Genomic DNA, 14304 nt, shown 5'->3' with positions numbered 1-14304 from the left:
AAAAGAATTAATTTATCCATAACAACTGACCAATGACCAATGACCAATGACCAATGACAAATACACAACCTGTAATTTTAGGATTTGATCCCGGTCGTGATAAATGCGGGATTGCCGTGATGGGGCTGGATCGACAACTGTTCTATCATCAAGTTGTTTTGGCGAATGAGGCGATCGCTAATATTGAAATACAACTGCAAAAATTCCCTGTATCCTTAATGGTGATGGGAGATCAAACAACGGCTAAAAAGTGGAAACAGCAACTTAATCAGGAATTAAGCAAACCCACCAATATCATTTTGGTTGATGAACGTTATTCCACTTTACAAGCACGCGATCGCTATTGGCAGATGTATCCACCCCAAGGCATCACTAAACTATTACCCCAGGGTTTACGTCAACCTCCCCGACCAATAGATGACATTGTGGCCATTCTCCTGATTGAACGATATCTTAACCGACTAACTGACAACTAATTTACAGTTCAGCCCGAATCGTAAAAGCGTAATCCCCTCCAGGTTCTAACTGATAGTCTTGTTGTTCCAAAAAGCGTCCCAGAGGTTCTTTGATTAAAGCACGACCTTGGGAAGGCTTCACAGAAAGTTCTCCCCGGCGGAAATGCCACTGGAAATGCCACTGAAAATTACCGGCGCTAACTTCACCTTCAAGAAAGCCTTGTTGCCAAGATTGGCGGGTAACTCTCACATGAGCAGTAGTTTCTGGCAGACGTTTAGCACTCACGCTTGTTTGATGTCACGTATGGGATAAAAGCCAATTATTTATGTAGGCTACTTATTCTATGTACCAAAAATAGCTTAATTCTACAAACTAATTAAAACAAGATAAGTTAATAAAGTCCAGTTTGTTAACTGTTCTTTTCCGGTCAATTTACAATAAATACAAAATAACAATGCAATTATTACATAAGACTATTTGTGAAGAGTGTGCTTTTTATGTCAAATCAGAATGCACTCACCCCGACGAGTTGGCAGTTAATTGTGCTACTGTCACCTTTTGCAATTCATTTACCCCAGCAGTAGAAATTGACAGTCCTTGTGTGTCTTTTGGTAATGATGATGAATATTAATTTAAGTAATCTGTAGGTTGGGTTGACGCAAGGAAACCCAACACAAAATATTGAGGGAATTATATATAAACTTACTCAACTCCTAATTTTCTACGTCCGAGGCGGATTAAATCATCATAAGCAGAACAAACTTTGTTCACAGCTTGATTTACGTCTTCAACAGCTTTATGATGTATATCAGGCTTAGAATACTTAATTTCAGGATAGATAGCCATCATCCCATTTTCAGTCACAAAAATTACCTGAAATAAAATTAGGAAAAATTCTTCTATACAATTTTTTAACTGACATTTACGAATCTCTAAGTCCAAATCAATAAACTCAAAATCAGGGTTTTCACACTGATATTTATAATTTTTTAAATCATCATGCTCTTCCCTAAGAAATCGTGTACCATAAGTATGATTACGAATAAAAGAAATTGATCCACCTGTACTGGGGAGTATTGACCTGATTTTAAGAAATAATTTCCTATCCAATTCTATGCAGTCTGGATGGATTAAAACGGTTTGACTATTGACTTTTTCATACCATCTATTTCTGTGTTCTCTTATTTCAGATTCTGTATATTTACGCCCTTTTGGATGTTTGGGGTCATAAGCTTTTATTTCTGCATGGCAATCAAAGCAAAGTGGAATACAATTCTCATAAGAATCTTCACCCCCTGCTGATTTCTGAATAATATGATGCAGTTCAATTTTGAAACTACAAAACTTGTGACAGATACAGCAGCATCTACAACAGTCTAAAAGAGCTTTTTCAGCAATCTCAGCAGAAAATCCCATGACAAAATTTAACCTCTGTAGTGGCAAGAGCTAATACCTAAATTGATCGATTCAAGTATAATTATTATATCAGCTAATTATTCCATGAGTACCTAAAGATACTTCTCAAAAATCTCACAATTCATTTGAAGAGGTTTCCAGAAAATGACAGCAACTCAACCAACAGCAGTTACTAATTCAAATCTTTACGAAGAAGATTTTTATTTGTGGATAAAGACAACAGCAAAACAATTAAAAAATGGTAACTTTGCCGAAATTGATTTAGACAATTTGATTGAAGAAATCGAAAGCATGGGTAGAAGTGAAAAAAGAGCATTAAAAAGCAACTTATTAGTTTTATTAATGCACCTTCTCAAATATAAATATCAGCCAGAAAAACGTAGTAATATTTGGTTATCAACTATCTTTGAACATAGACGCAGATTGAAAGAAGACTTAACCGAAAGTCCTAGTTTAAAGAAATACTTATCTGAGGTATTTAACGAATGTTATCAAGATGCCAGAAAACAAGCTTCTTTAGAAACAGGTTTATCACTTGATACCTTTCCCGTAGACTCTCCATTTACCACAGAGGAAAGTTTAAATCAAGATTATTTACCAGAACAACATTGATTTTTCCTTGTCCTCCTTTGCGTCTTTGCTCCTTTGTGCCTTTGCGCGAAACAAAACTAAATCTATGCAATTACCATTAATTAAATATCCCATCTTGGGGATCATAAGTTTATTATTATTACCTGTTAATATCAAACCAGTATTTTCCAATTCTCCCCCTACTCTAATACTGGCACAAAACATAAACAGTAAAGCGGCTACAGACTCTTTAAATCAAGGGTTACAAGCAATTCAATTGGGAAGAATAGAAGAAGCAATTACCGCTTTTCGTCAAGCTATTAAACTAGATTCTAAATTAGCAGCAGCACATTACAATTTAGGTTTAGCACTGCGACAATCAGGAAAATTACAACCTGCGGCAGATGCTTTTTATCAAGCGACTCAAGCCGATTCTCAATTCGCATTAGCCTTTGCAAATTTAGGTGGGGCGTTATTAGAAGGAAATAATTTAGAATTGGCGAAAGACTATTTAAATCAGGCTTTGAAGTTAAATCCAAATCTGGGTTTTGCCCATTATAACATGGGGTTAGTTAAGAAACAGGAGAAAAATTGGTCAAGTGCGATCGCCTCTTTTCAAAAAGCCAGAACAATGAGTCAAAATGCTCCCGAACCTGCCTATCATTTAGGTGTATGTTATTTACAACAAGGAAAAGTTGAACAAGCTAAGGCAGCTTTTAACGAAGCAATCAGAATCAATCCTAAATACGCAGAAGCACACTATGATCTGGGTTCTATTTTGTTTAATCAGGGAAAATTAAATGAAGGTTTAGCAGCTTTCAGAAAATCAGCCGCAGCTAATCCTAATTACGCTAATGCCTATTATGGTGCAGGATTAGTTTTCATGCAGTTAAAGCAGTATAAGGAAGCCGTGCAGGTTTTCCAATATGCTAAAGATTTATATAATATTCAAGGTAATTTACAGTGGGTGAAAAATTCCCAGCATTTCTTACAACAAGCACAAAAATTAAACAGGTAGAGAAGTTGTGTAGCAACGGCTACTTATTAAAGTCCAGAATGTAGGAGAAAAAACTCCACAAAGACAAAAAATCCTTGAGGAGTTTGAGAGAGTATTAACAGCTTTTACCAAGCCATAAAGAATTAAGCCATAACGCACCAAATACTAATTATCTGGAAGTTGTTTTTTCAAAGCATCTAATAAAGCCCAACGGCTATCAATAGGTGGTTCAGAAACAGCCGTATTCAGAATACCTGGACAATTAAGGTTACATAATTGACGCTGAGGTAACGCTAAACACATCTGCTGATAGAGCCATTCACCGGGATCAAAATGACCATCAGGTGCTAAAGTTTCCAGTAAATCCTCTACAGCAACTTCCATTTCTAGAGGAAAATCTTCCGTTTGATTAGCGGTTTCATCTAACCAAATGACTTCCTGAGTATCAAGAACTAAACGATGGTTATACTGCTGCAAACAGCGGTTGCAAGTACAGGTAACAATTGTTTCTGCCTGAGATGAAACTTCTAAATAATTACCCTGATGTTTAACCTGAATAACTCCGCGAACGGGTGTCAATGTTTCTAGTCCAGGCAGAAACTCTTGAACTTGAATTTCCTCTGTCCGCTCCGGCGCTTTAGTTAGCTGCGGAATATAAATAGCGTCCATAGGATTTGTGAAATACCATCAAAATTGATTATTGGTAATGGGTAATGGGTAATTGGTAATATTTTTGTCTGTTCCCTGTTCCCTGTTCCCTGTTCCCTATTACCTAATTATGGTGTGACGGCTTGACGAACAACTAAATGACGATGAGGTTCTTTGCCGCGACTGAAGGTTTCTAAATCCGAAAATTCCTGCAATAAAGTGTGGATTTGTCGGCGTTCTGAGGAACTGAGAGATTGAAGTTCTACCTCTCTTCCAGAGAAACGGACTTCCGCGGCAGCAGTTTCAGCTAAAGTGCGGATTTCGGATTCTCGTCTCACCCGATAACCATTCAATTCAATTGTGTAAGCTGTCTGATTTTCTTCTGGTTGATTTAAGTTGAGAACGGAATTTGCTAGATACTGAATACTATCTAGCACCGAACCGCCAGTACCAATTAAAATCCTAATTTGTTCTGATGTTAAATTGGTTTGATCTATTGTCAACCAGTAGCTTTCTCCTAATGGTGCATCTTGTCCTAAAGATGGCTTAGTTTCTAAATTAGCCCGTACTTGAGTAGATACACCAGTTAGAAGTAGCAAATTTTGTAGCCATTGTTCACTACTCTGCATAGAAATGCCGCTCATAATCAACCAGTAGCCTTTTTCTTAGAACTTTTGGGTTCAAATGGCAACGCTTTTACTTCGATGGTTTGGGCTTCTTTCTCTTGTGAATCTACGATTTTCTGAATTTCTTCTGGTAGAGGTTCACGGGAGAGGATATAGGTTTGGATAGTTTGGAAAACGTTACCAATTACCATATACATAAGTACCCCAGCCGGCAGAGGAAAGAATAGGAACATCCCAGAAAAGATGACAGGGGTAATTTTATTGACTGTATCTTGTTGAGGGTTGCCACCGCTGGAATTTTGCCCAGACAGCATTTGGCTGACATAAAGACTGATACCAAAGAAGACAATCATTGCCACTATATCCCAATGGACTGTGTTATCGGGATCAATGGCGCCTACTCTACCCAAGGCATCAATAAAGAGAAATCCTTTGTCTGCTGCTAGTCCAGGTATTGTCCCTTGAATGGTCACGTCTCCGGGTTCTAGGGCTTCTATATTGCCTTCGGCATCAATTTTAACCCTTTCTTCCCCTTTAATGATTTTCCAGTCAGGTGTCAACTTAGTTTCTGGGTGTTCTGCTAAGAGCAAATCAAATGGTTTACCTTCTACGGTTTGATATTGAATCTTAGTCTTTTCTCCCACTGTTAACTTGTTACCCCCCGGTAATATTGCCGAAATGGGAATGTGTTCTCCATCAGCAATATAAATATTTTGTGGGGAAGTGGCAAAGGCTTGGGGTTGAATGCGCTCGATTTGTTCTTCAGGGAATATTTGCAGGTTAACGGAGTAGTTGACTCCTGCAAAAGGGGAACCTCGCAAAGTTGCAAAGAGTGCTAATAATACTGGCATTTGCAACAGTAGAGGTAGACATCCTGCTAAGGGATTACCAAATTCACTTTGGACCTTGAGCATTTCCTCTTGTTGCTTTTGCTGATCGTCTTTATAGCGCTCTTTGATTTCTGCCATGCGCTTTTGCATGAGAGGCTGCACAACCCGCATCCGTCGCATACTACGGATAGAGCCGGCACTCAGGGGATAGAGTGCAAAGCGGATAATCAATGTTAAAGCTACTATCGCCAACCCATAGCTAGGGACAAAACCATAGAAAAGGTCTATGATTGGCAACATCACGTTGTTCGAGAGAAACCCGATACCAAAATCCATTATTCTGAATTCAACCTGCGGTACTTTGACACTCCCACCCCGGTTGGGAGTGGGATACTTAGTTGAGCCTATCCTCTGACTAGAGGCAGTTCTCTTCCAAGCTTTTGCTCTATATTGTAGAGGTTTTTGTTAAGCATTGCTGCGACTATCCACAAGCTATGGAAGTTAAGGATAGCCGCACATGATCTAAAAATGTGAATGTTAACGCTCTGGAAAAATGACCGGGAATTTTAGATTTTAGATTCAAAAGATTTGGTACAAGCCCCGTTCGCAAGGATGGAAAAATACTCGCTGTGCTGCTTACGCTTCGCTAACGTAAATCCCAAGACTCAATCCAAAATCTAAAATACTCGCTGCGTACGCTTCGCTAACGTAAATCCCAAATCGAGTGACTCATTTAGGATTGCTATATTGGGGATTTCTAGCAGCAATTTTTTCATTAATGTAGTCGTAGACTTCCCGAAAATTGGGAACAGCCCGCATTTCGATGAGAGTACCATTTTTGAGGGTGACTGCCATATCTCCCCATAGGCCGATGCCACGGGGAACTTTGACAACTTTCATCACTTCTGAATAGATTACATCATAGCGATCGCGTCCCATCCAACCACCAGTTACACATATCCTTCGATCTGTGATGCGGAAGCGTAGCCACACTGCCCTGACTATTGCCCCCACAGCTAAGGGTATACCCACCACTGTTAGCCCAATTAGCAGGTTAAAAATCAAATCCCCAATGTGGGGACCACCCTCATAATAAACTTCTTCACGAATACCCATTTAATACCTCAGTTTGTGCCAACAACTGCTCTAATTCTTGCAGAAATTTCTGGGTTTCGCACTCAGATTCTGTTGTTGTTGATTTCACAATTAATACTAGCCGCCATCCTGGGAGTAATTTAGGCAATAGTTGATGTAATGCTGCTGTTATTTGCCTTTTGATTTTGTTGCGAACAACGGCGCGTTTACTGACTTTTGTACTAATGGCAATACCAATTTTTGTGCTAGGGGGGGCAGTATCCAAAGAAGGTTCTGTCGCAAGAGTAGGTTTTAAAGCTCTCAGTGTGAAATGAGAACTATGTCGCCGAATTCCTTCTCGGAAAACTGCCTGAAAATCCTGACGGGATTTGAGCCGATATGCTTTGGGCAAAGCCACAACAGTTCTTAATTACCGAATTTTATTACCCTAAACGCTCAGACGATGCCGTCCTTTTCTTCTTCTGGCACTAATCACGTTTCTGCCGTCTGGTGTTCGCATTCTAGCGCGGAATCCAGATGTTCTTTTTCTCTTACGGCAAGTGCCGCCCAGTGTTCTTTGCATACGGTTCTCCTCTTAGGCGATTTTCATAAAAAGTCACAATCTGGTATTTTACCACTTTACAGGCAATAAAAACATATTTCTGGATGGAGTTGTCTTTTGCCTCTTCCCTCTTCCCTCTTCCCTCTTCCCTATTGCCTCTTGCCTTTTTAGGTAATACTGATAATCCACGTACCAAGATAACGCAGTAATGGGACATCACCGGGGGAAAGAACTTGACATTTGAAATAGTAAACTCCCCCAAAAGCTGGATTCTGTACATTGGATAAGACTAACTCGACTTTGCGACCGGCAGGAACTGGTTCTTCGGGAAATATTTGAATTACACCACCTTCTTTATCCCATTTGACTTCAGATAGGGGGACTTTTTTACCTTTAACTATGACTTCAACACTTTTGGGATCGAAAGTTCCCTTGTAATAATCAGGATAGGTAATGGCAAATTGAGCTACTGCTAGTTTCATTTGTTTGGCAGGAACTCTGAGTATATAACGATCTGTGCTGTTGGTTTGTCCGCCAAAATCTAACCGAAAGGGTAACTGATTTGCGCTGTTAACACCGCTAAAAAGTGTTAAACCATTCTGGGCTAAAGTTATCGCTGGTAAACTCGCTAATAAGCAGCTAGTCACAGCTAAGGCAGAAAGTAGGCGTTTCATAAATTAGGTTTCCTCTAGTTGGTAGTTTGTCACGAAGTATCAGTATTTGTAACTAAACTTTACTACTATATACTTGACAATTGACGTTGGTGAAAGATAAAAGTGCCTTTTTAGTGAAAACTTCCATTCCTGAAACTAAGATTATAGGACTTACGCGCAGTACCAACCTGCGATGAGACGAATAAACGAAATTGTGTTGTTTTTGGCTTTGTGAATAAATTATTGAGTAGGTGTTTATTGGGTTTGACCCAGCCAACAAGAGATAAAATCCAGATTATATAGTTAGGACTTACGCACTAGTTACGGAATAAACGAACCACAGAGGCACAGAGAACACAGAGAAATGAGGGTTTGAGAGATATTTTGCGTAAGTCCTGATAGTTTTGTATTGCTAAAGGATAATTTTTATTGCTAATTATAAATATTTTAGTACACAAGTATATTTTAAATAAATAAAACTTTCAGAGTGAGATTTTTTCCAAATATAAAATAATCTGAAGAACAATATACAAAATGTAGATATCGGCATAGGATGTGCGATAACTAATTCTACTTATAGCTATTTTGCCAGGATGATATTTGCATATTGTCAAGTTGAGATTGTGAATAAAGCCCAAGGATAGGAAAAACAAAAAGGTTGAAAGTTCTATCTACAAAGGTAATTCATGGTTAATCATCCCGACAGCTTAATTAATAGTCAAGGGATTTATTTCTAGGAGATTTCATGAAAATAGCAGTTGCGAAAGAAATAGAAGTTTGTGAACGGCGTGTAGCTTTAATTCCTGACACCGTAGGTAAATTAGTCAAACAAGGTTTAGAAGTTTGGGTAGAAGCTGGTGCGGGAGAAAAAGCATTTTTCAGTGATGCTGACTATGAAGCCGCAGGGGCAAAAATTAGCCATGATTCTGCTCAATTATGGAGTGAAGCAGATATTTTACTCAAAGTTAGCCCACCCCAAACCAGAGAAGATGGCCGGACAGAAATTGAATTACTCAAATCAGGTTCTGTATTAATTAGCTTCCTCAATCCCCTGGGAAATCCCGTAATTGCCCAACAATTGGCAAATCGGCAAATTACGGCTTTGAGTATGGAATTAATCCCCCGTACCACCAGGGCGCAAAGCATGGATGCCTTGTCTTCCCAGGCTTCACTGGCGGGCTATAAAGCCGTATTGATTGCGGCGGCGGCATTACCGAAATACTTCCCCATGTTAACCACCGCTGCGGGGACAATTGCTCCCGCCAAAGTATTTATTATGGGTGCAGGTGTGGCAGGATTGCAAGCGATCGCCACCGCACGTAGACTAGGAGCAGTAGTAGAAGCCTTTGACATCCGCCCAGCCGTTAAAGAAGAAGTCCAAAGCTTAGGGGCGAAATTCGTCGAAGTCAAACTCGAAGAAGAAACCGTAGCCGCCGGTGGTTACGCCAAAGAAATTTCCGAAGACAGTAAAAAGCGTACCCAAGAACTAGTAGCCAGCCACGTCAAAAACTCCGATATCGTCATTACCACTGCCCAAGTACCAGGAAGACAAGCCCCCAGACTGGTGACAGAAGAAATGGTAGCGCAAATGAAACCCGGTTCAGTAATTGTGGACTTAGCCGCAGAACAGGGTGGAAACTGTGCTTGTACAGAAGCAGGTAAAGATATTGTTTGGAACGGCATAACAATTATCGGACCAATTAATTTACCCTCATCCATGCCAGTACACGCCAGCCAACTATATGCAAAAAACGTTACTTCGTTAATGCAACTGTTGATTAAAGACAAAGCCTTAGAAATCAACTTTGATGACGACATAGTTGATGCTGCTTGTGTTACTCATGGTGGAGAAATTAGAAACCAACGAGTAAAGGACGCTTTGCAAGCGGTAGCGGTTTAAAAAGCCCAGGCGAATAGAATTCGCGGCTACACAGGCGAAGTCCGCCTGCGCGGACTAATTATGGAATAACGAACCACAGAGGCACAGAGTTCACAGAGAAATGAGTGTTTAAGGGATATTTTCCATGATTGTTGTAAATCTTCTCTTTGCGTCTTTGCTCCTTTGTATCTTTGCGCGAAACCTCTTAAATCCAAAAATCACATGACACAAGCATTACTTCCGGCTTTATTTGTACTGGTCTTAGCCTCTTTTATCGGCTTTGAAGTCATCAACAAAATTCCCCCCACATTACATACCCCGTTAATGTCCGGTTCAAATGCCATTTCCGGGATTTCGGTAATTGGCGCAATTCTGGCTGCGGGGGAGAAAAACACGAATTTATCGGTAATTCTCGGTTTAATTGCCGTAATTTTGGCAATGGTGAATGTTGTCGGTGGTTTTTTAGTCACTGACAGAATGCTGCAAATGTTTAAAAAAAAGGAAGTTAAAGCATGAGCGATTTTTTACCAACTGGGATTCAGCTAACTTATTTAGTCGCTGCGTCATTATTTATCTTAGGTTTGAAAAAGCTGGGTTCTCCCGCTAGTGCAAGAAACGGTAATCTTATCGCTGCGGTGGGAATGTTATTGGCTATTGTTGCCACGTTGCTAGATCAACAAGTATTAAATTATGAGATGATTTTGGTAGGCTTGGCAATTGGTTCGGTAATTGGTGCTGTTATTGCTTACAAAGTGCAAATGACGGAAATGCCGCAAATGGTGGGTTTACTCAACGGTTTGGGTGGTGCTTCTTCTGCACTTATCGCTGTGGCTGAATTTTGGCGGTTATTAGATAGTTCACAGCCTATCCCCCTCGATGTCAACATTTCCATGTTATTGGATGTGTTAATTGGTGGTGTGACATTAACAGGTAGTTTTCTCGCTTTTGCGAAATTGCAAGGTTTAATTAGCGGTACTCCCATTACCTTTCCTTTGCAACAACCTTTTAACCTCTTGCTTTTGGGTTCTTATGTGGCTGGAAGTGCCTATTTAATCATGACACCAGATAGCCTCCCCGTATTTTTAGCAGTGGTGGCTGTTTCTTTGGTGTTGGGTGTAATGTTTGTACTGCCCATTGGTGGCGGTGATATGCCCGTTGTCATCTCCCTGTTAAACTCGCTCTCCGGTGTGGCTGCGGCTGCGGCTGGGTTTGTGGTGATGAACAATATGTTAATCATCGCCGGTGCTTTGGTGGGGGCTTCTGGTTTAATCCTGACGGAAATTATGTGTAAGGCTATGAACCGTTCTTTGTTCAGTGTCTTATTTAGTGCTTTTGGTTCTGTCTCTACTGCTACTGGTGGTGCGGCTGCTGGTGCTAGTGATCAACCTGTTCGCAGTATTGATGCGGAAGAAGGGGCGATGATGTTGGGTTATGCCCGTTCTGTGGTGATTGTACCCGGATACGGTATGGCGGTTGCTCAAGCACAGCATAGCGTCCGCGAATTGGCTGATCAATTAGAGCGCATGGGTGTGGATGTGAAATATGCGATACATCCGGTGGCGGGGAGAATGCCGGGACACATGAATGTATTATTGGCGGAAGCTAATGTGGCCTATACGCAGTTGTATGATATGGAGGATATTAATCCCCAGTTTGAACAGGCTGATGTGGCGTTGGTGATTGGTGCTAATGATGTGGTCAATCCGGCGGCGCGTAGTGATAAGAATAGTCCTATTTATGGGATGCCGATTTTGGAGGTTGATCGCGCAAAGCAAACTATTGTGATTAAGCGTGGTATGAGTGCTGGTTTTGCTGGTGTTGATAATGAGTTGTTTTATAAGGCTAAAACGACGATGTTGTTTGGTAGTGCTAAGGATATGGTGGCTAAGTTGGTGAGTGAGGTGAAGCAACTTTAAGTTAAACATTTTGATGTATGAGGGTATGTTTTTCATACCCTTTTTTAGTTTGCATTAAAATTTACTATTCTGTAATAAGTATTTTTGATGTATTATAAAGAGTTTCTTTTAGACAGAATATTTCGTAAATTGTAATCTCTACTCTTTCGCCTTCTGTAAAATCTTTTTCTTGTATTGGTATACTGCCTTCATCAACAAATAGCTTTATACTGTTACTGCCTAATCCTTCTATATCTTTCTTTCGGATAATCCCTTGATTATGTTCCAGTAAATTCCTAGTAATAATTGCTTTTTTAATTTCCTGTTTCAACTCCTCATCTATATTCTGTTTAAGACATTGTTCAACGACTTCAATTTTGTCTATATTGTTTATTTTATCAAAACGGTTTATAAAATCTGGTAATTTTTCTGACAAATCATCTTGACTAAAATCAATCTTTATTTTATTAATATTGTAAATATTAGGGTAACTTTTGACATTTGCAAAATGATATTTTACAATTTGCTCAATTATTTGATTTAGAAAGTTATACCATCGTTGTAACATTCGTCCATAAATCAATTCTGCAATTGCACCTTTATGATTCACATAAATTAATATCATGTCATTATAACTTAATCTATTCAAAGTCTCTAATTTTAGCGATTTATCCTCATGGGTAAAAATTTTCAAATCAGAAGATGCGTTACTGTTCATATTAGACATACCTCTTTTAGCGAATTCAATGAAAGTATGTGCAATATCAACCCAGTCTCTTAAATCTTTTTGAAAATCATCTCTAATTTTTCCTAGTTCAATTAATTCTCTCATGGTTATTCTCTTAGACCGAAAATGAGTTATATTCAGACTATTAGTGTAGTATTTATTATCGTGTTTTGCAATGAAATTAAGCAAAAGATGTATAAAAAGGATGTTTAAAATTTGGTAAGTGCGATTTCTAAGGATTACTTGATTTATCTCACTATCTATTGATGACGTTTAGAATACTTTCATTCTTATTAGACGTGACATCCCCAAACTTCCTGAGTGGCAGTAAAGATCAGAATATTTTTCCCTGAGTTGTTGTAAGGAAATTCCTAAACGACTTGCTACGTCTTCTTCTTTAACAGAATTTTGTTCTTTATTTATAGATTGAATAGCTCCTGCCAAAAGTAAACGTCTAAATTTTTTGTCCCCCAAATTGCTGCGGAGAATGTGAGAATTTTCTACAGTATTACTCTTTTTATCTGTCCTTTTAACCCTCTCTTCATTCCAATAATTTTTCCAGCAAGAATGTACTTTCCAAGGATATCCTAAGCTATCAAATAAAACTGAATCACCAAAACCATTAGTATGGTAAAAAACTTCATCTCCACACCACCAGCATTTTGTCGGGTAAGTCTCAGCATCTCTAATTGCCCTATCCATTTTGCTAGAAGATACTGTACTAGCTCCTCTTCCACCTCCATAAGAACTACCGGGAAAACCACAATCACATCCTGGGGGGTGATTCCAAGCGTTACACATAATTTTTGCCCTTACATTGTTTATATATGTAATTGTCTATTTATAACATAATATTTACTTAGTCACGTAGTATTGAATTTAAACTTTCAGTAAAGTTTGGATCTCTTTTTTACTTCTTCCTTCGTGTTCTTCGTGTCTTCGTGGTTAGTTAAAAAAGGATGTTGAGAATTTGAGGTAGTGCAATATTTGGGAGGTATGCGATCGCTGTTTGGGGAGTTGAGGGAGTGCGATCGCTTTTATGGAAGTTGGAGGAAGTGCGATCCGCGAAATTAATCTAAATCTTCCTCAGTCAAACCAGCATCTTTCAAAATACTTTTCAGTGTACCCGTAGGTAAATCACGATTACCATGAACAGGGATACAAAGACGCGCTCTTATACTTTCCTTGTCATAGATATGATGACTACCCTTAACTCTCTTCAAACTCCATCCATAGCCTTCCACAATCTTACACAGAGATTTACCAGAAACCGAACTTCCCATTTTTCCTCCTCATCCGTTGTTAAGTTAGACACTATAATCCCTTGTTATAAGGAATCAATGTGAATTTTCGGATGTCAATGGGAAAGCAACTACATTTTAATAGCTCCAGAGGTTGTTATTTTTGGTACAGATAAAATCTAACACTAAGACTTACAAAAAGTCAATATCTTACTGAAAAAAAATTCTCTATTTCATACAATTGTGTCTTTGCTTGAAAAACATTGATATTTGGGGGAAGTTGAGATCGCACTCTCTTCTCTTCTTCCTTCGCGCTCTTCGTGTCTTCGTGGTTCGTTAAAAAAGGGATGTTGGGAAGTTGAAGGGAGTGCGATCTCTCTTTCTCTGTGTCCTCTGTGTCTCTGTGGTTCGTTAAAAAAGGATGTTGGGGAGTTGAGGGGGTGCGATCGCTATTTGGGAGTTGAGGGGATGCGATCGCTGTTTGGGAAGTTGAAGGGGTGCGATCGCTCTTACTCTGTGTCCTCTGTGTCTCTGTGGTTCGTTAAAAAAGGATGTTGGGGAGTTCAGGGGATGCGATCGCTATTTGGGAAGTTGAGGGGGTGCGATCGCTATTTGGGAAGTTTGAGGGGTGCGATAGCGAAGCGCGACCTAGGAATCGCTGTTTGGGGAAGTTGGAGAGGTGCGATCGCTGTTTGGGAAGTTGAAGGGGTGCGATCGCTTTTCTAATATA

Annotated in this window: 20 protein-coding genes; 8 read left to right on the top strand and 12 right to left on the bottom strand. The window is 39.5% G+C overall.

The features are described from left to right. The first annotated feature begins 53 nt into the window (after positions 1-53). A complete protein-coding gene (locus IQ226_RS09695; RefSeq protein ID WP_193894905.1) occupies positions 54-476 on the top strand; it encodes a Holliday junction resolvase RuvX in 423 nt (140 codons plus the stop codon). A gap of 1 nt (position 477) precedes the next feature. Here IQ226_RS09695 and IQ226_RS09690 read toward each other — a convergent pair whose 3' ends face one another. After that, a complete protein-coding gene (locus tag IQ226_RS09690; RefSeq protein ID WP_027401177.1) occupies positions 478-741 on the bottom strand; it encodes a DUF3146 family protein in 264 nt (87 codons plus the stop codon). Positions 742-910: 169 nt separating this feature from the next. Here IQ226_RS09690 and IQ226_RS09685 point away from each other — a divergent pair, with 169 nt between their 5' ends. Next, positions 911-1087 carry a hypothetical protein gene (locus IQ226_RS09685; RefSeq protein ID WP_193894902.1) on the top strand — a complete coding sequence of 59 codons (177 nt, stop codon included), beginning with the start codon at positions 911-913 and terminating at the stop codon, positions 1085-1087. Positions 1088-1158: 71 nt separating this feature from the next. Here the strand turns inward: IQ226_RS09685 and IQ226_RS09680 are convergent, their stop codons facing one another. Next, on the bottom strand, positions 1159-1872 hold the full coding sequence (locus IQ226_RS09680; RefSeq protein WP_193894900.1) for an HNH endonuclease: 714 nt from the start codon (positions 1870-1872) through the stop codon (positions 1159-1161). Between the two features lie 144 nt (positions 1873-2016). On the opposite strand from IQ226_RS09680, the gene IQ226_RS09675 reads away from it, so the two are divergent. Beyond that, positions 2017-2484 carry a DUF29 domain-containing protein gene (locus IQ226_RS09675; protein ID WP_193894898.1) on the top strand — a complete coding sequence of 156 codons (468 nt, stop codon included), beginning with the start codon at positions 2017-2019 and terminating at the stop codon, positions 2482-2484. Positions 2485-2548: 64 nt separating this feature from the next. Continuing rightward, positions 2549-3460, top strand: coding sequence for a lipopolysaccharide assembly protein LapB (locus IQ226_RS09670; RefSeq protein WP_193894896.1), 912 nt, complete (start codon positions 2549-2551; stop codon positions 3458-3460). Between the two features lie 144 nt (positions 3461-3604). On the opposite strand, the gene IQ226_RS09665 is transcribed toward IQ226_RS09670, so the two are convergent. From IQ226_RS09665 to IQ226_RS09635, 7 genes are all read right to left on the bottom strand, one after another. Beyond that, on the bottom strand, positions 3605-4108 hold the full coding sequence (locus IQ226_RS09665) for a DUF177 domain-containing protein (RefSeq protein WP_193894894.1): 504 nt from the start codon (positions 4106-4108) through the stop codon (positions 3605-3607). 107 nt (positions 4109-4215) lie between these two features. Further along, complete coding sequence (locus tag IQ226_RS09660) at positions 4216-4731, bottom strand: R3H domain-containing nucleic acid-binding protein (protein WP_193894892.1); 516 nt, start codon at positions 4729-4731, stop codon at positions 4216-4218. A 2-nt stretch (positions 4732-4733) separates the two neighbouring features. Next, positions 4734-5879 (bottom strand): membrane protein insertase YidC, encoded by a 1146-nt coding sequence (gene yidC, locus IQ226_RS09655; RefSeq protein ID WP_193894890.1) that lies wholly within the window; start codon positions 5877-5879, stop codon positions 4734-4736. Between the two features lie 393 nt (positions 5880-6272). Next, complete coding sequence (locus IQ226_RS09650) at positions 6273-6659, bottom strand: PH domain-containing protein (RefSeq protein WP_193894888.1); 387 nt, start codon at positions 6657-6659, stop codon at positions 6273-6275. Continuing rightward, positions 6646-7035 carry a ribonuclease P protein component gene (rnpA, locus tag IQ226_RS09645; protein ID WP_193894886.1) on the bottom strand — a complete coding sequence of 130 codons (390 nt, stop codon included), beginning with the start codon at positions 7033-7035 and terminating at the stop codon, positions 6646-6648. The genes IQ226_RS09650 and rnpA overlap by 14 nt, the downstream gene beginning before the upstream one ends. A gap of 30 nt (positions 7036-7065) precedes the next feature. Further along, on the bottom strand, positions 7066-7200 hold the full coding sequence (rpmH, locus tag IQ226_RS09640; protein WP_015209090.1) for a 50S ribosomal protein L34: 135 nt from the start codon (positions 7198-7200) through the stop codon (positions 7066-7068). Positions 7201-7346: 146 nt separating this feature from the next. Then, the gene (locus tag IQ226_RS09635; RefSeq protein WP_193894884.1) at positions 7347-7853 is read right to left on the bottom strand and encodes a DUF2808 domain-containing protein; all 507 of its coding nucleotides are present in this window, start codon (positions 7851-7853) and stop codon (positions 7347-7349) included. 724 nt (positions 7854-8577) lie between these two features. On the opposite strand from IQ226_RS09635, the gene IQ226_RS09630 reads away from it, so the two are divergent. From IQ226_RS09630 to IQ226_RS09620, 3 genes are all read left to right on the top strand, one after another. Next, positions 8578-9732 carry a Re/Si-specific NAD(P)(+) transhydrogenase subunit alpha gene (locus tag IQ226_RS09630; protein ID WP_193894882.1) on the top strand — a complete coding sequence of 385 codons (1155 nt, stop codon included), beginning with the start codon at positions 8578-8580 and terminating at the stop codon, positions 9730-9732. 201 nt (positions 9733-9933) lie between these two features. Next, on the top strand, positions 9934-10227 hold the full coding sequence (locus tag IQ226_RS09625; protein ID WP_015081070.1) for an NAD(P) transhydrogenase subunit alpha: 294 nt from the start codon (positions 9934-9936) through the stop codon (positions 10225-10227). Further along, complete coding sequence (locus tag IQ226_RS09620) at positions 10224-11627, top strand: NAD(P)(+) transhydrogenase (Re/Si-specific) subunit beta (RefSeq protein ID WP_193894880.1); 1404 nt, start codon at positions 10224-10226, stop codon at positions 11625-11627. Before IQ226_RS09625 ends, IQ226_RS09620 begins: the two co-directional genes overlap by 4 nt. Before the next feature lie 64 nt (positions 11628-11691). Here IQ226_RS09620 and IQ226_RS09615 read toward each other — a convergent pair whose 3' ends face one another. The 3 genes from IQ226_RS09615 to IQ226_RS09605 form a co-directional block, all read right to left on the bottom strand. Then, positions 11692-12438: a hypothetical protein gene (locus IQ226_RS09615; RefSeq protein ID WP_193894878.1), complete on the bottom strand. Its 747-nt coding sequence runs from the start codon at positions 12436-12438 to the stop codon at positions 11692-11694. A gap of 168 nt (positions 12439-12606) precedes the next feature. Beyond that, complete coding sequence (locus IQ226_RS09610; RefSeq protein ID WP_228039345.1) at positions 12607-13134, bottom strand: hypothetical protein; 528 nt, start codon at positions 13132-13134, stop codon at positions 12607-12609. 269 nt (positions 13135-13403) lie between these two features. Beyond that, the gene (locus IQ226_RS09605; RefSeq protein ID WP_193894874.1) at positions 13404-13616 is read right to left on the bottom strand and encodes a type II toxin-antitoxin system HicA family toxin; all 213 of its coding nucleotides are present in this window, start codon (positions 13614-13616) and stop codon (positions 13404-13406) included. 426 nt (positions 13617-14042) lie between these two features. Between IQ226_RS09605 and IQ226_RS09600 the strand changes: the two genes are divergently transcribed. Continuing rightward, a complete protein-coding gene (locus tag IQ226_RS09600; RefSeq protein ID WP_193894872.1) occupies positions 14043-14300 on the top strand; it encodes a hypothetical protein in 258 nt (85 codons plus the stop codon). Positions 14301-14304 lie beyond the last annotated feature (4 nt).

It is taken from the genome of Dolichospermum sp. LEGE 00240 (assembly GCF_015207875.1).
In the GTDB taxonomy this organism is placed as follows: domain Bacteria; phylum Cyanobacteriota; class Cyanobacteriia; order Cyanobacteriales; family Nostocaceae; genus Dolichospermum; species Dolichospermum gracile.
The sequence above is the reverse complement of the archived record's forward strand: the minus strand, read 5'-3'. Positions and strand labels throughout refer to the sequence as shown.

What these genes read in the sequence shown, in the direction of transcription:
- IQ226_RS09695 (WP_193894905.1), top strand. Translation starts at nt 54, where the DNA reads ATGACAAATACACAACCTGTAATTTTAGGATTTGATCCCGGTCGTGAT.
- IQ226_RS09685 (WP_193894902.1), top strand. Translation starts at nt 911, where the DNA reads ATGCAATTATTACATAAGACTATTTGTGAAGAGTGTGCTTTTTATGTC.
- IQ226_RS09680 (WP_193894900.1), bottom strand. Translation starts at nt 1,872, where the DNA reads ATGGGATTTTCTGCTGAGATTGCTGAAAAAGCTCTTTTAGACTGTTGT.
- IQ226_RS09675 (WP_193894898.1), top strand. Translation starts at nt 2,017, where the DNA reads ATGACAGCAACTCAACCAACAGCAGTTACTAATTCAAATCTTTACGAA.
- IQ226_RS09670 (WP_193894896.1), top strand. Translation starts at nt 2,549, where the DNA reads ATGCAATTACCATTAATTAAATATCCCATCTTGGGGATCATAAGTTTA.
- IQ226_RS09665 (WP_193894894.1), bottom strand. Translation starts at nt 4,108, where the DNA reads ATGGACGCTATTTATATTCCGCAGCTAACTAAAGCGCCGGAGCGGACA.
- IQ226_RS09660 (WP_193894892.1), bottom strand. Translation starts at nt 4,731, where the DNA reads ATGAGCGGCATTTCTATGCAGAGTAGTGAACAATGGCTACAAAATTTG.
- yidC (WP_193894890.1), bottom strand. Translation starts at nt 5,879, where the DNA reads ATGGATTTTGGTATCGGGTTTCTCTCGAACAACGTGATGTTGCCAATC.
- IQ226_RS09650 (WP_193894888.1), bottom strand. Translation starts at nt 6,659, where the DNA reads ATGGGTATTCGTGAAGAAGTTTATTATGAGGGTGGTCCCCACATTGGG.
- rpmH (WP_015209090.1), bottom strand. Translation starts at nt 7,200, where the DNA reads ATGCAAAGAACACTGGGCGGCACTTGCCGTAAGAGAAAAAGAACATCT.
- IQ226_RS09635 (WP_193894884.1), bottom strand. Translation starts at nt 7,853, where the DNA reads ATGAAACGCCTACTTTCTGCCTTAGCTGTGACTAGCTGCTTATTAGCG.
- IQ226_RS09630 (WP_193894882.1), top strand. Translation starts at nt 8,578, where the DNA reads ATGAAAATAGCAGTTGCGAAAGAAATAGAAGTTTGTGAACGGCGTGTA.
- IQ226_RS09625 (WP_015081070.1), top strand. Translation starts at nt 9,934, where the DNA reads ATGACACAAGCATTACTTCCGGCTTTATTTGTACTGGTCTTAGCCTCT.
- IQ226_RS09620 (WP_193894880.1), top strand. Translation starts at nt 10,224, where the DNA reads ATGAGCGATTTTTTACCAACTGGGATTCAGCTAACTTATTTAGTCGCT.
- IQ226_RS09615 (WP_193894878.1), bottom strand. Translation starts at nt 12,438, where the DNA reads ATGAGAGAATTAATTGAACTAGGAAAAATTAGAGATGATTTTCAAAAA.
- IQ226_RS09610 (WP_228039345.1), bottom strand. Translation starts at nt 13,134, where the DNA reads ATGTGTAACGCTTGGAATCACCCCCCAGGATGTGATTGTGGTTTTCCC.
- IQ226_RS09605 (WP_193894874.1), bottom strand. Translation starts at nt 13,616, where the DNA reads ATGGGAAGTTCGGTTTCTGGTAAATCTCTGTGTAAGATTGTGGAAGGC.
- IQ226_RS09600 (WP_193894872.1), top strand. Translation starts at nt 14,043, where the DNA reads ATGCGATCGCTGTTTGGGAAGTTGAAGGGGTGCGATCGCTCTTACTCT.